Annotated in this window: 18 protein-coding genes, 1 pseudogene and 1 riboswitch; of the genes and pseudogenes, 12 read left to right on the top strand and 7 right to left on the bottom strand. The window is 65.9% G+C overall.

The window, feature by feature from the left end:
- Nucleotides 1–79: 79 nt before the first annotated feature.
- Nucleotides 80–541, top strand: a complete 462-nt coding sequence (locus QFZ57_RS12365) for a Fur family transcriptional regulator (RefSeq protein WP_018768436.1) — start codon at nt 80–82, stop codon at nt 539–541.
- On the opposite strand, the gene QFZ57_RS12360 is transcribed toward QFZ57_RS12365, so the two are convergent.
- The 5 genes and pseudogenes from QFZ57_RS12360 to QFZ57_RS12340 form a co-directional block, all read right to left on the bottom strand.
- Entirely contained in the window at nt 519–1,403 is an 885-nt protein-coding gene (locus tag QFZ57_RS12360) for a metal ABC transporter permease (RefSeq protein WP_306630711.1), read from the bottom strand. The two genes, QFZ57_RS12365 and QFZ57_RS12360, sit on opposite strands and share 23 nt — an antisense overlap.
- Nucleotides 1,403–2,218, bottom strand: coding sequence for a metal ABC transporter ATP-binding protein (locus tag QFZ57_RS12355; RefSeq protein WP_306900486.1), 816 nt, complete (start codon nt 2,216–2,218; stop codon nt 1,403–1,405). Before QFZ57_RS12355 ends, QFZ57_RS12360 begins: the two co-directional genes overlap by 1 nt.
- Nucleotides 2,219–3,193, bottom strand: coding sequence for a metal ABC transporter solute-binding protein, Zn/Mn family (locus QFZ57_RS12350; RefSeq protein WP_306900485.1), 975 nt, complete (start codon nt 3,191–3,193; stop codon nt 2,219–2,221). It abuts the gene before it with no gap.
- 143 nt (nt 3,194–3,336) lie between these two features.
- Nucleotides 3,337–4,408, bottom strand: a pseudogene (locus tag QFZ57_RS12345) (hemolysin family protein).
- Nucleotides 4,405–5,739, bottom strand: coding sequence for a hemolysin family protein (locus tag QFZ57_RS12340; protein ID WP_306630707.1), 1,335 nt, complete (start codon nt 5,737–5,739; stop codon nt 4,405–4,407). Before QFZ57_RS12340 ends, QFZ57_RS12345 begins: the two are co-directional and overlap by 4 nt.
- Before the next feature lie 558 nt (nt 5,740–6,297).
- Between QFZ57_RS12340 and QFZ57_RS12335 the strand changes: the two genes are divergently transcribed.
- The 5 genes from QFZ57_RS12335 (at nt 6,298) to QFZ57_RS21615 (ending at nt 12,462) form a co-directional block, all read left to right on the top strand.
- On the top strand, nt 6,298–10,119 hold the full coding sequence (locus QFZ57_RS12335; protein WP_306900484.1) for a multifunctional oxoglutarate decarboxylase/oxoglutarate dehydrogenase thiamine pyrophosphate-binding subunit/dihydrolipoyllysine-residue succinyltransferase subunit: 3,822 nt from the start codon (nt 6,298–6,300) through the stop codon (nt 10,117–10,119).
- Between the two features lie 156 nt (nt 10,120–10,275).
- Nucleotides 10,276–10,875 carry a GDSL-type esterase/lipase family protein gene (locus QFZ57_RS12330; RefSeq protein WP_306901574.1) on the top strand — a complete coding sequence of 200 codons (600 nt, stop codon included), beginning with the start codon at nt 10,276–10,278 and terminating at the stop codon, nt 10,873–10,875.
- An 84-nt stretch (nt 10,876–10,959) separates the two neighbouring features.
- Nucleotides 10,960–11,793, top strand: a complete 834-nt coding sequence (locus QFZ57_RS12325; protein WP_306630705.1) for a DUF4097 family beta strand repeat-containing protein — start codon at nt 10,960–10,962, stop codon at nt 11,791–11,793.
- The gene (locus QFZ57_RS12320) at nt 11,793–12,254 is read left to right on the top strand and encodes a PadR family transcriptional regulator (RefSeq protein WP_306630704.1); all 462 of its coding nucleotides are present in this window, start codon (nt 11,793–11,795) and stop codon (nt 12,252–12,254) included. Before QFZ57_RS12325 ends, QFZ57_RS12320 begins: the two co-directional genes overlap by 1 nt.
- Nucleotides 12,255–12,387: 133 nt before the next feature.
- Nucleotides 12,388–12,462, top strand: coding sequence for a 50S ribosomal protein bL37 (locus QFZ57_RS21615; RefSeq protein ID WP_369299106.1), 75 nt, complete (start codon nt 12,388–12,390; stop codon nt 12,460–12,462).
- Nucleotides 12,463–12,581: 119 nt separating this feature from the next.
- Here QFZ57_RS21615 and rsrA read toward each other — a convergent pair whose 3' ends face one another.
- Together rsrA and QFZ57_RS12310 are read right to left on the bottom strand one after the other, a co-directional pair.
- Complete coding sequence (rsrA, locus tag QFZ57_RS12315) at nt 12,582–12,842, bottom strand: mycothiol system anti-sigma-R factor (protein WP_306630703.1); 261 nt, start codon at nt 12,840–12,842, stop codon at nt 12,582–12,584.
- Complete coding sequence (locus QFZ57_RS12310) at nt 12,839–13,651, bottom strand: sigma-70 family RNA polymerase sigma factor (RefSeq protein ID WP_373461308.1); 813 nt, start codon at nt 13,649–13,651, stop codon at nt 12,839–12,841. The genes rsrA and QFZ57_RS12310 overlap by 4 nt, the downstream gene beginning before the upstream one ends.
- 236 nt (nt 13,652–13,887) lie before the next feature.
- Here QFZ57_RS12310 and QFZ57_RS12305 point away from each other — a divergent pair, with 236 nt between their 5' ends.
- The 6 genes from QFZ57_RS12305 to QFZ57_RS12280 all read left to right on the top strand — a co-directional run bounded on the left by QFZ57_RS12305 (nt 13,888) and on the right by QFZ57_RS12280 (nt 20,342).
- Nucleotides 13,888–14,436: a DoxX family protein gene (locus tag QFZ57_RS12305; RefSeq protein ID WP_306900482.1), complete on the top strand. Its 549-nt coding sequence runs from the start codon at nt 13,888–13,890 to the stop codon at nt 14,434–14,436.
- 6 nt (nt 14,437–14,442) lie between these two features.
- A complete protein-coding gene (gene aroA, locus QFZ57_RS12300; protein WP_306630700.1) occupies nt 14,443–15,831 on the top strand; it encodes a 3-phosphoshikimate 1-carboxyvinyltransferase in 1,389 nt (462 codons plus the stop codon).
- Nucleotides 15,815–16,930: a ribosome small subunit-dependent GTPase A gene (rsgA, locus tag QFZ57_RS12295; protein WP_306630699.1), complete on the top strand. Its 1,116-nt coding sequence runs from the start codon at nt 15,815–15,817 to the stop codon at nt 16,928–16,930. The genes aroA and rsgA overlap by 17 nt, the downstream gene beginning before the upstream one ends.
- Nucleotides 16,931–16,974: 44 nt before the next feature.
- Nucleotides 16,975–17,787, top strand: a complete 813-nt coding sequence (gene hisN, locus QFZ57_RS12290; RefSeq protein WP_306630698.1) for a histidinol-phosphatase — start codon at nt 16,975–16,977, stop codon at nt 17,785–17,787.
- 163 nt (nt 17,788–17,950) lie between these two features.
- Nucleotides 17,951–18,064, top strand: a riboswitch (SAM riboswitch).
- A 37-nt stretch (nt 18,065–18,101) separates the two neighbouring features.
- The gene (locus QFZ57_RS12285; protein WP_306900481.1) at nt 18,102–19,520 is read left to right on the top strand and encodes an aminotransferase class V-fold PLP-dependent enzyme; all 1,419 of its coding nucleotides are present in this window, start codon (nt 18,102–18,104) and stop codon (nt 19,518–19,520) included.
- A 63-nt stretch (nt 19,521–19,583) separates the two neighbouring features.
- Entirely contained in the window at nt 19,584–20,342 is a 759-nt protein-coding gene (locus QFZ57_RS12280) for a class I SAM-dependent methyltransferase (RefSeq protein ID WP_306900480.1), read from the top strand.
- The last annotated feature ends 35 nt before the right edge of the window (nt 20,343–20,377 follow it).

Genomic DNA, 20,377 nt, shown 5'->3' with positions numbered 1-20,377 from the left:
GAACCCTGTCCACGGACCCTGTCCACGAAGCTGCGGCTGGTAATCTTGATGTTTGCCCCCCACGGAAGCGAGTTCGTCCATGCCGATCGGCGTCAAGGCTGATTCCGCCGCCCCATCCCCGGCAGGAGGCGGCAGGGAACAGCGCGTTACCAAGCAGCGCAAGGCCGTCAGTGCGGCCCTGGACCACCTGGACGACTTTGTCAGCACGCAGGAGCTGTACCGGATCCTGCAGAACCAGGGCGTATCCGTTTCACTCGCCACCGCCTACCGGATCCTGCAGTCCCTCGCCGACGAAGGCCTGGTGGATGTGCTGCGCAATGGCGACGGCGAGGCGGTGTACCGGCGCTGCGCAGTGACCGCCCACCACCATCACCTGCTGTGCAGGAACTGCGGGAAGGCAGTGGAGGTGGAAGCGCCCGCCGTCGAAACGTGGGCGGTGCGCACGGCCGCCGAGCATGGATTCACCGAGGTGGACCATACGGTGGAGATTTTCGGCCTGTGCCCCGACTGCACCGCCCTTAAGGCTGCCGGGAAGCTGTAAGGACCCGCCCGTTGATCCCCCGCGCGTCGCGCACCGAGCTGATGGCGCGGCACACGACGTAGATCAGGAATGACAGCGTGGTGACGTAGGGGCTGATGGGGATCCGGCCGCCCAATGCCAGCAGGATGCCGCCCACCGTTGCAGCCACCGCGAAGACGACGCTCAGGACCACCGCCGCTACCGGAGAGGACGTGACCCGCAGTGCCGCGGCCGCAGGGGTAATCAGCAAGGCAAGCACCAGCAGGGCGCCAACCACCTGGATGGACAGGGCCACACTGACCCCCAGGAGGACCATGAACACGATGGCCAGCGTGCGGACCGGGACTCCCCGCGCCTCGGCGAGCTCGGGATCCACGCTGGCGAAGTTGAGCGGCCGCCAGATGGCCAGCAGGACGGCCATGACGACGACGGCCGTGCCGGCAAGCGCCTGGAGCTGGACGGTGTCCACGGAGACGATTTGCCCGGTGAGGAGCCCGAACTTGTTCGCGGCGCGGCCCTGATAGAGGGACAGGAACAGGATTCCGAGTCCCAGGCCGAATGGCATGATCACCCCGATGGTTGAGTTCTTGTCCCTTGCCCGGACTCCCATCAGGCCCAGCAGCAGGGCTGCCGCCACTGATCCGATGAGCGAGCCAAACACCACATCCGCGCCGACCAGCAGGGCAAAGGCAGCGCCCGCGAAGGAAAGTTCAGAGATGCCGTGGACCGCGAAGGCAAGGTCGCGCTTCATGACGAATGTGCCTACGAGGCCGCCAAGGAGCCCCAGGATGGCGCCCGCCCAGATGGAGTTCTGGACCAGCACCAGCAGTTCGCCGTAGTTGTCAAAGTTGAAGATGGCCCCCAGGATGCTGTCGGCGTCCATTACGCAACCTCCCGCGCCAGGGCGTCGGCCGCGGCGTGGTGGTGGGTGGTTGCATCGGGAAGGCCAACGACGACGATCCGCCCGTTGGCGTGGATCACCTCCACCTGGCTGCCGTACAGGTCCGAGAGCACTTCCGTGGTCATCACCTCTTCCGGCGTCCCCACCCGGAACCGTCCCCCTGCCAGGTACAGGACCCGGTCCACATAGTCGATGATGGGATTGATTTCGTGGGTGACGAAAACAACGGCGCTGTTGTGTTCGCGGCTTTGTTTGTTGATCAGGGCGCTGACTGCCTGCTGGTGGTGCAGGTCAAGGGACAGCAGCGGCTCGTCGCAGAGCAGCGCCTGCGGATCGGTGGCCAGCGCCTGCGCTACCCGGAGCCGCTGCTGTTCTCCGCCGGAGAGCTGGCCAACCGGCACTTTGGCGTAGTCGGAGGCGCCCACCAGCTCCAGGAGCTGGTCCACCCGGCGGTTTGTCTTGCCCGCCGAAAGCCGGAAACCCCACCGGTGCCCGTCCACTCCCAGTGCCACCAGGTCGCGGGCCCGCATCGGCGTGTCCTGCGGAAAGGACTTCTGTTGGGGGATGTAGCCGATCAGGCTGCTGCCGCGTTCCACCGGCCGTCCGCCCAAGGACACTTGTCCGGAGTGCAGCTTTTGCAGGCCCAGCAGGACTTTCAGGAAGCTGGTCTTGCCGCTGCCGTTGGGGCCCAGGACGGCGAAGAACTCGCCGGGCCTGATCTCCAGGTCCAGGTCCTCCCAGAGCGTGCGCTGGCCGAACTTGAGGCACGCCCCGTTGAGGCTGACGACGGATTTCACTTAATTTGTCTCCAGAATTTTGCTGATGTTGTTCACATTGTCCGTCATCCACTGCAGGTAGGTCTTGCCCTCAGGCAGGGTTTCAGTGAAGTCCACCACCGGAACGCCTGCGGCTTCGGCCGCCTTCTTCAGAGCTTCCGTCTGTGGACCTTCCGTCTGTGCGTTGTAGGCCAGAAGCCGCACCGTCTTGGAAGCTACCAGGTCAGTGGCGTCCTTCATGGCGGCGGGTGGGACATCACTGCCTTCTTCGATCGCTGCGGTGTACTGCTGCGGTGTGGCGTTCTTCAGGCCGGCGTCTTCGAGCAGGTAGAGCGGAACAGGTTCGGTGACTGCAACCTGGCCCCCGCCTGCGGCGCCTTTGCGGGCGTCCAGCTTGCTGTGCAGGTCGGACAGGGAGGACTTGAAGGTTTCGGCGTTGGCTGTGAATGCAGCGGCAGAACCGGGATCCAGCGTGGCGAGTTTTTCCGCGATGCTGTCGGCCACCCGTTCCATGGCCGGCAGGCTGTACCAGACGTGCTCGTTGAAGTCGCCGTGGTCGTGCGCATCGGAACCCTCTGCCGCCGGCCCCGCCGCTGCAGGCGTTTCCTCTTCCGGGTGGGCAAGGCCGGAGATTTCGACGGCGGTCAGCACCGAGCCGCTGTCAAGCTTGCCGGCCTCCACCAGGGTATGGAGGAAGTCGTCATAGCCCCCGCCATTTTCAATGACCAGCTGCGCCTTGGAAACGGTGAGACGGTCCTGGGCGGTTGCCTCGTAGGAGTGCGGATCCTGGCCGGCGCTGTTGATGATCGCGGTGACGTTGACCTTGTCCCCGCCAACTGTCTTTGCAATGTCGCCGTAGACGTTCGTTGAGGCCACGACGTTGATCCCCTGCGCGGAAGCGGGCGTCCCGGCCGGCTGGGGGCTGCATGCGCCCAGCAAAAGGCCAAGGCCCGTAAAGGCGGCAAGGAAAGAGCTGGCAGCGGCTGTACGGCGCACGGAAAACCTCAGTTCACTCAGATGGGGAGGATGACAGTGCAAGCCTATACGTAAATGCGAATGATTCCTATTTAGGTCGACTCCCCCGCAGTGGGACACCCGCCGCTGGGCGCCCTTCCCGGCCGGGAGGGCGCCCGGCATGGTCAGCTTCCGTTCGGCTGGCCCAGCCTGCGGATGCCTCTGGCCTGCGTCGCGTCCCGGATCTCCCCGACGAGCTGTTCAATGACGTCTTCAAGGAAAAGGACACCGCGCGTTTTGCCGTCGGGGCCGATCACCCGCGCAAGGTGGGATCCGGTGCGCTGCATGACGGACATGGCCTTTTCGATCTCATCGGCCAGGGCCAGGTTTGCCAGCGACCTGATGCGGCTCTCGGCAATGGGCAGTTCGTAGGCAGACTCCGGAATGGACAGCACGTCCTTGACATGGAGGTAGCCGTAGAGCATGTCCTCGTCATCCAGCATGGGGAACCGGGAGAAACCCGTACGGCTGACGGCCTTCTCAAACTCCACCGGGGTGGTGGAAGCCCCGAGCATGACGAGGTTTTCGAGCGGCACCATGATGTCCTCCGCCGTGTGCTCCGAGAACTCCAGCGCACCGGTGATGAGCCCGGCGTCATCGTCCACCAAACCGTGGCGGGTGGACTCCTGGACAATCGACTGCACCTCCTCCAGCGTGAAGGAGGACGTCACCTCGTCCTTGGGCTCGATCCGCATCAGTTTGAGGATGTGGTTGGCCGACCAGTTGAGGACTGAAATCACCGGATGGACCAGCCGGGAGATGAACAACAGGGACGGGGCCAGGAACAGTGCGGCTTTGTCCGCCACGGACACCGAAATGTTCTTGGGCACCATCTCGCCAAACGTCACGTGCAGGAAGGTAACCAGCATCAGGGCCACTGCGAAGGCCGCGACGTCGGCGATCTCCATCGGCAGCCCCAGCATCTCCAGCGGGACCGCGAGCAGGTGGTGGATGGCCGGGCTCGGCCACCAGCAGGATCAGCAGCGAACACACAGTGATGCCCAGCTGCGCGCAGGCCAGCATCAACGAGACGTTCTCCATGGCGCGCAGGGTGGTCTGTGCCCGCTTGGACCCGGCGTCGGCCAAAGGCTCTATCTGGCTGCGGCGGGCGGACATAATGGCGAATTCCGCGGCCACAAAAAAGGCGTTGCCCAGCAGGAGGAAGCCCAGCCAGAGTATTCCGGCCCAGTCGCTCATGGCTTGCTCCTGTCATTGGCGCCCTGCGCAGCAGGTTCATCCGCGGGGTGGAAGCAGATGCGGTCGATCCTGCGGCCGTCCATCCTGGTGACGCTGAGCGTTCCGCCGCCCACCGGGACGGTGTCCCCCACAACGGCGATCCTGCCGAGCTCGCTCATGACGTAGCCGCCTACGGTTTCGTATGCAGCTTCGTCCGGAACGCTCAGCCCTGGAATCTGTTCGGACAACTCATCCGGGCGGAGGAGTCCGGGGAAGTACCAGTCGCCGGAGGCGCTTTGCAGGAGCCCCGGGCGTACCCTGTCGTGCTCGTCTGCCACCTCGCCCACGATTTCCTCCACGAGGTCCTCAAGGGTGGCGATGCCCGCAGTGCCGCCGTATTCATCAAGCACCACGGCCAGCTGGAGGTTTCCCTCCCGGAGCTCGGCCAGCAGTGCATCGAGGTGGATGGTCTCGGGTACGCGCAGGACCTCCGTCATGATGGCACCCGCTTCAAGGTTCCGGCGCCGGTCCCACGGCACGGCGACAGCCTTCTTGACGTGCACCAGTCCGCGGATGTCATCGGCGGAATCACCAATAACGGGGAACCTGGAGTAACCGGTCCTGCGCGCTGCGTCCACCACATCCGAGACTGGCTGGCCCGCGTCAATGGTCTCCAGCCGGATGCGCGGCGTCATGACATCCGCGGCCGTCCGGGTGGAGAAATCCAGGGTGCGGGCGATGAAGTTGGCGGTCCCGGCGTCGAGCGTTCCCATCGCGGCGGACCTGCGGACCAGCGACGCCAGCTCCGCCGGTGTCCGTGCGCCGGAAATTTCCTCCTTGGCTTCCAGGCCGAAAACGTTGAGGACCTTGTTGGAAAAGCCGTTGAGGACCAGGATGGCCGGTTTGAAGATCGCCGTAAAAACCAGCTGCGGCCCGGCCAGCGCCCGGCCTACGGGAAACGCCAGCGCGATTGCCATGTTTTTCGGCACCAGCTCGCCCAGGAGCATGGACAGCAGCGTTGCCACCACCATCGCCAGGATGAGCGAGACGGACTGCACTGCCACGTCCGGAAGTCCGACGGCGGCCAGCGGCGCCTCGAGGAGGCGCCCCACCGAGGGTTCCATGACGTAGCCGGTGAGCAGCGTGGTCAGGGTGATGCCGAGCTGGCAACTGGACAGCTGGGTTGACAGGGATTTGAGGCAGGTGAGCAACGGCACCGCGCCGGCGTCGCCGTCGTCAATTGCACGCTGGACGGTGGGCTGGTCCAGGGCGATGAGGGAGAACTCGACGGCCACGAAGAATCCGGTGCCGGCGATCAGCAGCAAGCCTGCTGCCAGGAGGAGCCACTCCATTCAGCATCCCGCCTGAAGTGCGGAGACCGCCGGAAGGGTAAGTAATCGCGGAGTGGGCAAGCTGCTTCGACCCGGCGGAGGATGATCAGCCGATCCGGACACCTGGTCCGGGCGGGTTGCGGCAAGCTGGGCCGCTGGCTGGTGATGGGCGCGTTGTCGGGGTTTGCCGGCTCTGGGGGCGGACTGCGCGGCGCTTCTCTTGGAGCTCCGCTGACAGCGCCCAGGCCGGCACCTAGATTTACTGTCCATAAGAATTTCAGTCTACAGGAGCGGTGCCGCCACTGGACGCGCGGCAGCGCACCCGGAAATGCGCGGATTTCCGGCGTCAAACGCCCTTCCGCTGACTGTCACGCGGCACCTGTCGGACCGCGGATGACCGCCACATTTGGGCCTTTGTTCGTCACTTCATGATTTGGGTCACCCTTATTGGCAGTTAAGACAGGATGCTCACTAGACTTGCAAAGGTCCGGGTTCAGAGGACAGAGACTGGTTCGAACGTAGTGCTGAAGCACCGGGGGGCCAAAGAGAAATCAAACTCATGGAAGAGGCGTATTTCAAGTGCCAGAGCAGCCAAGCCACCGTCTACCAGAGGAATTTGGCGGAAACGAGTGGCTCGTGGACGAACTGTACGAGCAGTACCAGCAGGACAAGAACGCAGTGGACGCCAAGTGGTGGCCGCTCTTTGAATCCTTCGACTCGGGCAACGGTTCTTCTTCCAACGGAAATTCGGCGCACGCCGCCCACCCCCCTACCCGGGAACTCCCTGTCGTAAAGACGGCACCCGCTGCTCCGGCACCGTCGCCGGCCGCAGCCCCTGCCGCTGCTGCCCCTGCGTCACCCGCAGCCGCTGCCCCGGCCGCTCCCGCCGCGGCCCAGGCACCTGTCAAGAAGGCCCCTGCCACGGAAGCGCGCGACGGCGGCAAGAAGACCGAAGCCGGAACCGGCTCACAGCCCATTCCGGCGCAGCTGCCCAAGAACGTCAAGGCCCCCACCGCACCGGAGGAGGACGTCGTCTCCGTCCTCCGCGGACCGGCCAAGGCCATCGCCACCAACATGGTCACCAGCCTCCAGGTGCCCACCGCCACCAGCGTCCGCGCGATTCCGGCCAAGCTGCTCATCGACAACCGGGTGGTTATCAACTCCAACCTGGCACGCGCCCGCGGCGGCAAGGTCTCCTTCACGCACCTCATCGGCTACGCCGTGATCCGCGCCCTGTCCCAGTTCCCGTCGATGAACGTGTACTACGACGAAGTGGACGGAAAGCCTGTTGCGGTCCAGCCGGCGCACGTCAACTTCGGCATCGCCATCGACATGCCCAAGCCCGACGGCACCCGGCTGCTCATGGTCCCGAACATCAAGAAGGCCGAGACCCTCAACTTCGCCGAGTTCTGGCACACCTATGAGGACCTCATCAAGCGGGCCCGCAACGGCAAGCTCACAGCCGAGGACCACCAGGGCACCACGGTCTCCCTCACCAACCCCGGCGGCATCGGCACGGTGCACTCGGTACCGCGCCTCTCCAAGGGCCAGGCGGCCATCATCGGCGTCGGCGCCCTTGACTACCCCGCCGAATTCCAGGGCGCCAGCGAAAAGATCATCGCGCAGAACGCCATCAGCAAGGTCCTCACCCTGACCTCGACCTACGACCACCGGGTCATCCAGGGCGCAGGCAGCGGCGAGTTCCTCAAGCTGGTGCACCAGCTGCTGCTGGGTGCACAGAACTTCTACGACGAGATCTTCGAAGCCCTGCGCATCCCCTACGAGCCCGTCCGCTGGAGCCCGGACCTGCAGGTGGATCCTGCCGACGAGATCAACAAGGTGGCCCGGATCCAGCAGCTGATCCACTCCTTCCGCGTGCGCGGGCACCTCATGGCGGACACCGATCCGCTGGAGTACGTGCAGCGCAAGCACCCGGACCTCGACGTCCTCACCTACGGCCTGACCCTCTGGGACCTGGACCGCGAATGGCCCACCGGCGGCTTCGGCGGCAAGCCGATGCTGAAGTTCCGTGACATCCTCGGGGTCCTGCGTGACGCCTACTGCCGCACCACCGGCATCGAATACATGCACATCCAGGAGCCTGCCGAGCGCAAGTGGTTCCAGGACCAGCTGGAGCACCCCTACTCCAAGCCCAGCCGCGAGGAGCAGCTGCGGATCGTCTCGAAGCTGAATGCTGCCGAGGCCTTTGAAACCTTCCTGCAGACCAAGTTCGTTGGCCAGAAGCGCTTCTCGCTGGAAGGCGGCGAGTCCCTGATTCCGCTGCTGGACGCCATCATGTCCGATGCCGCCGACAACGGCCTGGACGAGGTTGCCATCGGCATGGCCCACCGCGGCCGCCTGAACGTCCTGACGAACATCGCCGGCAAGACCTACGCCCAGGTGTTCCGCGAGTTTGAAGGCACGCAGGATCCGCGCTCCGTCCAGGGCTCCGGTGACGTGAAGTACCACCTGGGCACCGAAGGCACCTTCACGTCGGACAACGGCAAGGAAACCAAGGTCTATCTCGCCGCCAACCCGTCGCACCTGGAAGCAGTGGACTCCGTCCTCGAGGGCATCGTCCGGGCCAAGCAGGACCGCCTGGACCAGGGCGAATCTTTCCCCGTCCTGCCCATCATGGTCCACGGCGACGCTGCCTTCGCCGGCCAGGGCGTGGTTGCCGAAACGCTCAACCTGTCCCAGCTGCGCGGCTACCGTACCGGCGGAACCATCCACATCGTGGTCAACAACCAGGTCGGATTCACCACGGCCCCGTCGTCGTCGCGCTCGTCCACGTACTCCACGGACGTTGCCAAGATGATCCAGGCGCCGGTCTTCCACGTGAACGGTGACGACCCCGAGGCCGTTGTCCGCATTGGCCAGCTCGCCTACGAGTTCCGTCAGCGCTTCCACAAGGACGTTGTCATCGACATGGTGTGCTACCGCCGCCGTGGCCACAACGAGGGCGACGACCCTTCGATGACCCAGCCGCTCATGTACAACCTCATCGAGGCCAAGCGCTCCGTCCGGAAGCTGTACACCGAGTCGCTCATCGGCCGTGGGGACATCACCGAGGAAGAAGCCGAGCAGCTGCTCCGCGACTACCAGGAACGGCTGGAGCGGGTCTTCGCCGAGACCCACGCCGCGCAGACCTCCCCGATCCCGATCGTTACGGCGGATTCCGCTGCCGTGTCCGACATTGAGCGGCCCATGGCGCAGCAGTCCGATTCCAGCGTCAGCGCACCGGCCTCCACAGCCATCAGCACCGAGACCCTGGCCCGGATCGGCAAGGCACACGTCGAGATCCCCGACGGCTTCACCGTCCACCCCAAGCTCAAGCAGCTGCTGGAAAAGCGCGAGCAGATGTCCCGCGAGGGCGGCATCGACTGGGGCTTCGGCGAGATCGCGGCCTTCGGTTCCCTGATCATGGAAGGCGTCCCCGTACGTTTGGCCGGCCAGGACTCACGGCGCGGCACGTTCGTGCAGCGCCACGCCGTCTTCCATGACCGCGCCAATGGCAAGGAATGGCTGCCGCTGGGCAACCTCTCCGATGACCAGGCCAAGCTGTGGATCTACGACTCGCTGCTGTCCGAATACGCTGCCATGGGCTTCGAGTATGGCTACTCCGTGGAACGCCCGGACGCCCTGGTTCTCTGGGAAGCCCAGTTCGGTGACTTCGTCAACGGTGCACAGACCATCATCGACGAATTCATTTCCTCGGCAGAGCAGAAGTGGGGCCAGCGCTCCTCGCTGGTCCTGATGCTCCCGCACGGCTACGAAGGCCAGGGCCCGGACCACTCCTCGGCCCGGATCGAGCGCTTCCTGCAACTGTGCGCGGAAGACAACATGATCGTGGCCAACCCCACCACGGCGGCCTCGCACTTCCACCTGCTGCGCCGCCAGGCGTACAGCCGCCCGCGCAAGCCGCTGATCATCTTCACGCCCAAGCAGCTGCTGCGCCTGAAGGCCGCCGCCTCCTCCGTGGAGGACTTCACCACCGGCACCTTCCGCCCCGTCATCGGTGAGCATGAGCAGCTGCCGGCCACCGCCGTCGAACGCGTGCTCCTGGTCTCCGGCCGCCTGTACTACGATCTCCTGTCCACCCGGCAGAAGACCGGCGACAAGACCACCGCCATCGTCCGAGTGGAGCAGCTCTACCCGCTGCCGCACGAGGAGATCGCGGCGGAACTCGCCAAGTACCCCAACGCCGAAGTGGTGTGGGCCCAGGACGAACCAGCCAACCAGGGGCCGTGGCCTTTCATCGGCCTGAACCTGCCGGAGATGCTGGACCGCCGGGTCCGGCTGGTTTCACGTCCGGCATCCGCCTCCACTGCTGCCGGTTCCATGAAGCGCCACGCTGCAGAGCAGGATGTCCTGCTGAAGCAGGCATTTGCGCGGAAGTAAGCAGTAAGGCTGCCCGGCCGGAGTCGAAATACCAGACCCCGGCCGGGCAGTTCTGTTTAATGGATGGACAGCGCCGCCCCGTACCTCCGCAGCCGCGGCGGCGACGGTGGCAGCGTCCGTACCGAAGTAAGCCCGTACCGAAGTAAAGAGGAACGCGTGGAAGACAGGAAGCTGCGGATCGCAGCTGTAGGAGACGAACTGCTGGCCGGACTGGGCGATCCCAGGGCCCTTGGCTGGCTGGGCCGCGTCCTGGCCCGCACTCCCCAGGACGGCATGCTTCTGGAAAGCTATGCCCTCCCCTGTCCGCAGGAAGGTACCGAGGGTCTGGCTGCACGCTGGCTGGGCGAAGCAGGCCGGCGTTTCAGTAACCAGGCAGAGAACCGGCTGGTCATCGGGCTTTCCGGGCGGGACATCGAATTCGGCCTCTCCACTGCACGGAGCAGGCTGAACCTGGCCAACATCCTGGACTCGGCCTCCCAGAACCGGATCGAGGTTTTCGTGGTGGGGCCGCCGCCCACACTTGATCCGGCCCAGAACCGGCGGCTTGACGAACTGAACACCGCTTTCGCCGACGTCACCACCCGCCGCAAGCACCTCTACGTCGACACGTTCTCGCCACTTCTGAACCACGAACAGTGGCGCCAGGACCTCGCGGCCAACAACGGAACGCCCGGCCAGGCCGGGTACGGCCTCATGGCATGGCTGGTGCTGCACCGCGGCTGGTTCCAGTGGCTGGGCATGGAAGCGCCCCAGTAACCCTTTCGAGATATATCTTGACCCCACCCGGTGGCGGCGATACGTTGAAGGGGCAACGCGATATATCGCTTTTGGAGGGGAACCATGGCCGAGGGAAACTGGACCGTTGACGGCCCGCAATCCATCGAGATCGAGGGCGTGACGTCCCTGAAGCTGGGAATAGTCCGGGGCAGGTTCGAAGTCGTGACGCATGCCGAACCAGTGGTTCGGCTGGAGCTCGCTGAGGTCCACGGCGATCCAGTGGCCGTGTCACTGAACAGCGGCAGGCTGGAAATCCGGCATCAACTGCACGGCGCCCACGGCTGGTTCAAAAACCTCATGGAAACGGTCAACCACACCAGCGACAATTCCGCGCTCATCACCGTCGCCGTCCCCCACGGTGTGGAGGTGGAGGCCGGCACCGTCAGCGGTGAAGGACTGGTATCCGGCGTCTCCGCCCGCGTCCGGCTGAACACGGTGTCAGGTTCCGTGGTGGCGGAGGGTACGTCCGGAGAGCTGCAGATCAACACCATCAGCGGCAGCGTGCTTGTCAGAAACCACCGCGGCGTGCTCACCGCCAAGAGTGTCTCCGGTGAGGTCACCGCCTCCGGCCACTTCACCAACGTGCGCACCAACACCGTCAGCGGCCACCTCAGCTTCGACCTGCTCGATTTCACCCGGGACTTCGGCTCCAACTCCGTGTCCGGGGACCTCACCATCAGGCTGCCACATGACGTTGGCATTGACATCGTGGCAAAGTCCGCCGGCGGAGCAGTGATTCTTGACGGCCACCAGTACCTGCTGGCCAATGGCAAAATGGAGACCATCGCCGGACCGGACGGGCAACTGATGCTCGCCCGGACCAACTCAGTGTCCGGCAAGACCACCATCTTCCACGCTCCTGCACCCATTGACGGCGACGGGGAAGCGCAAGGCTGATGCCGCCCGTCTTCGCACACGGTGCGTTGCGCCTCTATCTCCTGGCGCTGCTGGAAAGCGGGCCAAAGCACGGCTACGAGCTCATCAAGGCGCTTAAGGACCGGTCCGGCGGCACCTATTCGCCGAGCGCCGGAACCATCTACCCCCGCCTGGGCAAGCTCGAGGAAGACGGCCTGGTGGCCACCGAGCCTGCCGGACGGCGCACCAACTACCGCATCACGGCAGCCGGCCTTGCCGAGCTTGACCGGCGCCGGGAGGACTTGGCCGGCGTGGAGAACAGCATCGCCCTCTCTGCGCAACGGCTTGATGTGGAGCTGATGCTGCAGAAGTTCCGCGACGAGCTTTGCGCTGACCTGCGCCGGCAGGCGCGGCGGCACCCCATCAGCCCCGTCACGCTGGAAACCGTCAGGACGGTCCTGGACGAGGCCCGCGTGGCCATCCGCAGCACCCTCCAGTCCTAGTCCTTCGTCTCCTGGTCCTTCGCGTCCTGCCGCACTGCCGCAGGTCATCCGCCCTTCCCGGTTCGCGGGCCGCCACATCATGTGGGAGACTTGAGGGCAGCTCTTTTGAGTACCAACAGTAAGGAGGCCAGCTATGAGCAAGCGTGCACGCAAGCGTCGTGACCGTAAGCGTGGCGGCGCGAACCACGGGAAGCGCCCCAACACCTAGGCAAATGCCAGGAACTACGGTTCAAGCGAAGGACCCCGGACGCCAATTGGCTTCCGGGGTCCTTTGCTGTTTGCGTCCCTGCTCCCACACACCTGATCCGCACAGGGCGAGGCTCGTACCTACGCCTCCACGGTACGGATGGAGTGGATCCTGTCCAGGATGGCGTTCTTCAGATTGTCCGGAGCGGACTCCGTGCAGGAACGCTTGACCATGTTGCGGATAACGCACTCCAGGTCATACTGCTCCGTGCACTCAGGGCAGTCATCAAGGTGGTTCTTGATTTCGGTGAGGTCCTCGCGGGTCAGCGCCCCGTCAAGGTATTCGTAGATGCGTTGCATCCGGGTATCGTCGCAATCGCCCAATCCCTGGCAGTCGCTCATTTCCTGTTCTCCTGTGCTTTGCTTCCTGCCGCATTCGAGGCATCAGCGGCCGTTTTGAATCCCCGCTCGGCGGCGTATTCCGCGAGCATGTCCCGCAACATTCGCCGGCCGCGGTGGAGCCGGGACATCACGGTGCCGATAGGCGTGTTCATGATGTCTGAAATTTCCTTGTAGGCGAAGCCCTCCACGTCAGCGAAGTAGACCGCCAGGCGGAACTCCTCCGGAATGTCCTGCAGCGCCCGCTTCACGTCCGAGTCGGGAAGGTGGTCCAGAGCTTCGGCCTCGGCCGAGCGCAGTCCGCTGGACGTGTGCGACTCCGCCCGTGCCAGCTGCCAGTCCTCGATGGTGTCGGAGTTGGACTGCAACGGCTCACGCTGCCTCTTGCGGTAGAGGTTGATGTACGTGTTGGTCAGGATCCGGTACAGCCAGGCCTTGAGGTTAGTGCCCGGCTTGTACTGATGGAACGCCGAAAAAGCCTTCGTGTAGGCCTCCTGGACCAGGTCCTCCGCGTCGGACGGGTTCCGGGCCATGCGCATAGCCGCGGAATACAGCTGGTCCACGTACTGCATCGCGTCCCGCTCAAAGCGAAGCCGACGCTGCTCCACGCTCTCCGTGGAAACGTCCAGCGTGCCGTCATCGGTCTCCGCTTCTGCGGCCAACGAACCAGGACCTGCCTGTTCGGCAGGCACCGGCGCGGTGCCTGCCCTGCCGTTTACTTCGCCGGGGGAAGCCTCATACATGGCCGCAACGGCCGGATCCAGGGTGCTCATTGCCTTCAAGTCTACTGTCAGGCTCCCTGCCCGGGGCATGCCGTACTCCGGCGGCTCGGCGGCCAGCTTATCCACTGCCACCGGGCCCGCCTGTCTGGTTCCGTCCAACACCTTCCCCAAGGCCAACTCCGCTCCGTATCGGGTGAATGATCGTCGGGGCCCATGTCGTGGACCCGACTTCAATAACCGCCTCCCGCGGGCAAATATTCCCTAAAAGTGCAAGACTAGGACCGACTCCGCCGCTCGGCGCGGCTCGTCCATCCAGGAGGAAATCCATGCCCTTTGTCCGAACGCTCGCACGGCCCATGCTTGCATCCAGTTTCGTTCTTGCCGGACTGGATAAGCTCAGGAACTCCGACGACACCGCACAGCAGCTCTCACCGCTGCTGCGCAAGGCTGCAGCCTCGCTCCCCATCCAGGCCAGCGACAAGACCCTTGCCCGTGTCATCGGCGGAACCCAGGTGGGGGCCGGCGTCCTGTTCGGTCTTGGCAAGTTCTCCCGGCTCTCCGCTTCTCTGTTGACGGTGATTTCGCTTTTGAACACCTTCGTTGAGTGGCGCAGTGCGGATATCAGCAGCAAGGAAGGGCGCGAAAGCCGCCGGAACCAGCTGCTCAAGAACCTCTCGCTGTCGGGCGGCGCCCTGCTCGCTTCCGTGGACACCGCCGGGAAGCCCGGCCTGGCCTGGCGCGCCGAGCACCTGGCCGCCGACGCCCGGCGGAACGCCTCGCACCTGGCTGCCGATGCCCGCAAGACCACCAGCAAAAAGTTGACCAAAGCAGACAAGGCTGTCCGCCGCGCCGTCGAACACGCCACGGGAGCATAAACACGAATGACCGCAGCAGCTGCCACCCGGGACGGATCCGGAACACCTGTCCAGCACTGGGCCGCACCTTTTGCGTCCCGGCCCGTGAATGCCACCGTGACGGTGCCCGGATCGAAATCCCTGACCAACAGGTACCTGGTCCTGGCAGCCCTTGCGGAGGGGCCGTCCCGGCTGCGGGCGCCCCTGCATTCCAGGGACTCCGCCCTCATGATCGACGCGCTCCGGCAGCTCGGTGCCGTCATCACCGAAGTGCCTGGGGACGGCGCCTTTGGGCCTGACCTGGAGGTGGTTCCGCTGCCGGCTGCGGCGCCGGCGTCCCTGGCCAGGATCGACTGCGGACTTGCGGGTACCGTCATGCGGTTCGTCCCGCCGCTGGCGGCGCTCCGCAGCGGAGCCAGCGTGTTCGACGGCGATCCCCATGCCCGCAACCGGCCCATGGGAACCATCATCGAGGCCCTCAAAGCCTTGGGAGTGGCCGTTTCCGCGGAAGATGGCAGCGCGCCGTCGTCGCTCCCCTTCGTGGTGGAAGGCACGGGCGCGGTCCGTGGCGGCCACCTGGTGATCGATGCCAGCGCCTCCTCTCAGTTCGTCTCCGCCCTCCTCCTGGTGGGGGCACGGTTCGACGAGGGCCTGCACCTGGAACACGTGGGTAAGCCCGTCCCCAGCCTGGACCACATCAATATGACGGTGGCCGTCCTGCGGAGTGCCGGCGTGTCGGTTGACGACTCCGTTCCCAACCATTGGGTGGTGGCACCGGGCCCCATCCGTGCCTTGGACCAGCGGATCGAGCAGGACCTTTCCAATGCAGGTCCCTTCCTGGCGGCGGCCCTGGCCTCACGGGGTACGGTCCGGATCCCCAACTGGCCGGCGGAAACCCGGCAGGTGGGTGACCTTTGGCGCAATATACTGGCCAGCATGGGCGCCAGCGTCACCCTGGCTGACGGCGTCCTGACTGTCACCGGCGGCCCGGAGATCAAGGGCGGCGATTTCGCTGATACCAGTGAACTGGCTCCCACGGTGGCAGCACTGTGTGCCCTCGCTACGGGCCCCTCCCGGCTCAGCGGGATCGCCCACCTGAGGGGACACGAGACGGACCGGCTAGCGGCGCTGGTGGCGGAGATCAACCGGCTCGGCGGCGACGCCGAAGAAACCGGCGACGGCCTGGTGATCCGGCCCGCCCCGCTGCACGCCGGCGTCGTCCACAGCTACGCGGACCACCGCATGGCCACAGCCGGCGCAATCCTGGGACTGGCAGTGGACGGCGTGCAGGTGGAGGACATCGCCACCACCGCAAAGACCATGCCGGACTTCCCGCAACTGTGGGCAGACATGCTGGCCCAGGGAACTGCGTCCGTCACCGGACCGGAGGGGCGCGGCAGTGGCGCGGAGCACTGATTCCTGGGACGAATCGGACGTTCGCATCCGCCCCAGCAAGAAAGGCTCCCGACCCCGCACGAAGGACCGCCCCAGCCATGACGACGCCGTCACCGGGCGGATCATCACCGTGGACCGCGGCCGGTACACGGCGGTGGTGGGCGAGGACTCGGCAAACGAGCGCGTGGTGATTGCGGCGCGTGCCCGCGAGCTTCGCCGCTCGCCCGTGGTTGCGGGCGACTTCGTCTCACTCGTGGGAGACGTGTCCGGGGCCCCGGACACGCTGGCCCGGCTGGTGAAGATCCAGGACCGCCACACCCTCCTGCGCCGCAGCGCCGACGATACGGACCCCGTTGAGCGGGCGGTGGTGGCCAATGCCGACCAGCTGGTGATAGTGGTGGCAGCCGCCAACCCGGAGCCCCGCACAGGGTTTATCGACCGTGCACTCGTGGCCGCCTACGACGCCGGGATCGAACCGATCCTGCTGGTTACCAAGGCCGACGTCAAGGACCCCGCGGAGTTGCTCTCCAACTACACCCACCTGGACTTCCCGGTCATCATCAGCCGGACCGCGGACTCGCTGGCCTCGGGAATCGACGCGCGCTCCGACGACGGCCTCTCGGCCCGGCTGGACAGCGCGGCGGTGGCCGCCCTGCGCGCCCACCTCGACGGCAAGGTCACCGTGATGCTCGGGCACTCCGGCGTCGGTAAATCCACCATGGTAAACGCGCTGACCGGCGCCGAGCGGGCCACCGGCGGAGTGAATGCTGTGACCGGACGCGGCCGCCACACGTCGTCGTCCGCGCTTGCCTTGCGGCTGGCAGACGCGCCGCCCGGCAGCTGGATCATCGACACCCCCGGGATCCGTTCCTTTGGCCTGGCGCATGTGGACCCGGACCGGATCCTCCGCTCATTCCCGGACCTCTCCCCCGGCATCGAGAAGTGTGAACGGGGCTGCAAGCACACGGCAACCGCGGTGGACTGCGGCCTCGACGACTGGGTGGCGGGCGGACACGCAGGTCCCACGGGCGCGGCCCGGCTGGCATCATTGCGGCGGCTGCTCGGTACGGACCCAAGGATGGAAGCACAGGAAACGAAGGAGCTCGGCAGCGTCAACTGACGCGTTCTCCCGGCAGAAGCGTCCGCAGACGGTAGTTTGGAACCATGATCCAACCCGCTTCGAGCTACAACGATGACCTGCGCCTGGCCCATGTCCTGGCCGACTCCGTGGATGACCAGACAATGAGCCGCTTCAAGGCACAGGACCTCCATGTTGAGACCAAGCCGGACCTGACGCCGGTCACCGACGCCGACAAGGCCGCCGAGGAAGCCATCCGGGGCCAGCTCTCCCGCTCACGCCCCCGCGACGCCGTCCTGGGCGAGGAATTCGGCAGCACCGGCCACGGTTCGCGGCGTTGGATCATCGATCCCATTGACGGGACCAAGAACTTCGTCCGCGGCGTTCCGGTCTGGGCCACGCTGATCGCCCTCGTCGACGAAGGCGAGCCGGTGGTGGGCGTGGTCAGCGCCCCGGCCCTTGGGAAGCGCTGGTGGGCCGCGAAAGGCATGGGCGCCTACATGGGACGGTCCCTTGCCGCAGCCACCCGTCTCCGCGTGTCGGACGTGTCGAAACTCTCCGACGCCTCCCTCTCCTACTCCAGCCTGGGGGGCTGGAAGGAACGCGGAAACCTGGATGATTTCCTCGGCCTCACCGAGGACGTTTGGCGGACCCGGGCCTATGGGGACTTCTGGTCGTACTGCATGGTGGCCGAAGGCTCGGTGGACATCGCCTGCGAACCGGAGTTGAACCTCTACGACATGGCCGCCCTGGTGCCGATCGTGGTGGAGGCCGGCGGCCGGTTCACCTCGCTCGAAGGCGAGGACGGCCCGTTTGGCGGGAACGCCCTGGCCACGAACTCGATCCTGCACTCAGAGGTGCTCCACCGCCTCAACCCCTACCTGGATGATCTGCTGTAACTGCCGCAGCCTCCCCGTGAAATAGCCGCGAAAACGAATATTGCGATGCCGGACGCCTTCCAGGGGAGGTGTCCGGCGTCGTTTATTCGGCAGTGCGTAACAAAGCCCTTAACAATTGCCGCGGCTTCAGTCCGGGCCGCCCCATGTCCTACGCTTTTATGCAGGTCACGAGTGCCAGCGCAAAACCCCGGTTTGCTGGCCGGCAACCCTCCATTCGCGGTGGGGTGCCCCGGGTGACGACCAGGCCGGTCCGGAGCGGATACGGCAAGCGCGGATTCCCCTATGCCGGAGTCCTGTAACCAAGTGAGGTCTCTGTGACAACTGCCACCGTATCTCCCCAGCCCGTCACTGCCGAAGCCGCCGTTTCTGGTGCACGCCAGGCCGTTGCCGGCCGGCCGCTCGCTGCCGTCACCGGCGCCGAGATCCAGGCGCCCCTGATTTCGGGTGGCCACGTCCGGTACGCCAACCTCGATTACGGCGCCTCCGCCCCGGCACTGTCCGTGGTATCCGCCTACCTGAACGAGATCCTGCCCTACTACGCGAGCGTCCACCGCGGCGCCGGCTACGCCTCCCAGATCAGCACCTCCGTGTATGAGAACGCGCGCACCATCGTCCGCGACTTCGTGGGCGGCCGCCCGGATGATTCGGTCATCTTCACCCGCAACACCACCGACTCGCTGAACCTGCTGGCAGGTTGCCTGCCGGTGACTGATGGCCGCCCCGACGGCGACGTCCTCTACCTGGACATCGAACACCACGCCAACCTCCTGCCGTGGCAGGGCGTCCCGCACCGCAGCATCGTTGCCGCGGACACGCTCACCGGCACCCTTGAGGCCGTCCGCGCCGAGCTGGAACAGGGCGGCGTCAGCCTGCTCGCCGTCACCGGCGCTTCCAACGTCACCGGCGAAATCCTCCCCATCCGTGCATTGGCCGCCCTGGCCCACCAGCATGGGGCACGGATCGTGGTGGACGCGGCCCAGCTCGCCCCGCACCGCCGGGTGGACATCAGCGCGGACGGCGTCGACTATCTCGCCTTCTCCGGCCACAAGCTGTACGCGCCCTTCGGCGCCGGCGTCCTGGTGGGACGCCCCGACTGGCTGGACGCAGGCGTCCCGCACCTGGCCGGCGGCGGCGCCGTCAAGGAAGCACGGCTCGACGGCGTCAGCTGGGCCACCGGACCGGCCCGCCACGAGGGGGGCTCGCCGAACGTCCTCGGGGCCGCAACCCTTGCCCGTGCCACCCAGGTCATCGCCGGACTGGACCAGGAACGCTGGCATGCCCACGAGTCCGCCATCCGGTCCTTCCTGGTGGAGGGCCTCCAGGGCATCGACGGCGTCACGGTCCACCAGATCTTCAAGGACACCAACCCGGAAACAGACACCATCGGCGTGGTCAACTTCTCCGTTGAGGGCTACGACGCAGGACTGGTGGCGGCCTACCTCTCGGCAGAGCACGGTGTGGGCCTGCGCGACGGGCGCTTCTGCGCGCATCCCCTGCTGAAGCGCCTGGGCCTGCCATCCGGTTCCCTCCGCGCAAGCTTCGGGGTGGGCTCACGGCTCGAGGATGCAGAGCGCCTGCTCGCCGGCATCCGGACGCTGCGCAGCAACGGACTGGGATGGGACTATGTGGTGGACGCCGGCCGCTGGGTACCCGTCAACGATTCCCGTACCTACCCGCATTGGGCCCCCAACACGCCGGGAACGGCCGGCGCTGCCCCCTGCACGGACGACTGAGAAGTCCAGCGGATGCGGTAGATTCGGAAGGTACCGCAAGGCGTTGACTGAAGGAGGCCAGGGGTGGTTCGGGGTGGCCCCAAGCTCGATCACGGGCGGCGCCGGGAGCTCGGACAGAGCTTCCAGGACGGCGGCAGGCACTACCAGCGCGTCCGGCCCGGCTACCCTGAAGAGTCGGCCCGGTGGCTGGTGCCCGCCGGAGCCCATGACGCCCTCGACGCCGGCGCCGGTACCGGGAAATTCACCGCGTTGTTGCTGGACATGGGACTGGCAGTCACGGCCGTGGACCCCTCCGCGGACATGCTCACCCAGCTCAAGGAACACTACCCCGCTGCCACGGCTGTGCCCGGGACTGCCGAGGCGACAGGCCTGCCCGATGCCGGCTTCGACGTCGTCACCGTTGCCCAGGCGTGGCACTGGTGCGACGCCCCGGCCGCAAGCACCGAACTGGCCCGCGTCCTGCGGCCGTACGGAACCCTCGGCCTGGTCTGGAACCAGCTGGACACCTCCGTGCCCTGGGTGCACCGCCTCTCCCGGATCATGCACGCAGGTGACGTGTACCGGCCCGGCCACAAACCCGTCGTCGGACCTGAATTCCAAGGGCTCGAAGGGCACGTCACCCGCTGGGAGGACAAAGTCAGCACCACGGATCTGATGGAACTCACCAAGTCACGCAGCTACTACCTGCGGGCCGGCGAGGCGACGCGGGCCAAGGTCCTGGCCAACCTGGACTGGTACCTGCACGAACACCTGGCCTACAGCCCCCACCAGGAACTCGACCTTCCCTACCTCACTCTGTCGTGGCGGGCCGTCAAGGCATGACCGGCGCATCCCGTACGGCCCCCGCCGAGCCGGTA

It is taken from the genome of Arthrobacter sp. B1I2 (assembly GCF_030816485.1).
Lineage (GTDB): Bacteria > Actinomycetota > Actinomycetes > Actinomycetales > Micrococcaceae > Arthrobacter.
Note: the sequence above shows the minus strand (reverse complement) of the source record. Positions and strands in the feature narration are given on the sequence as shown.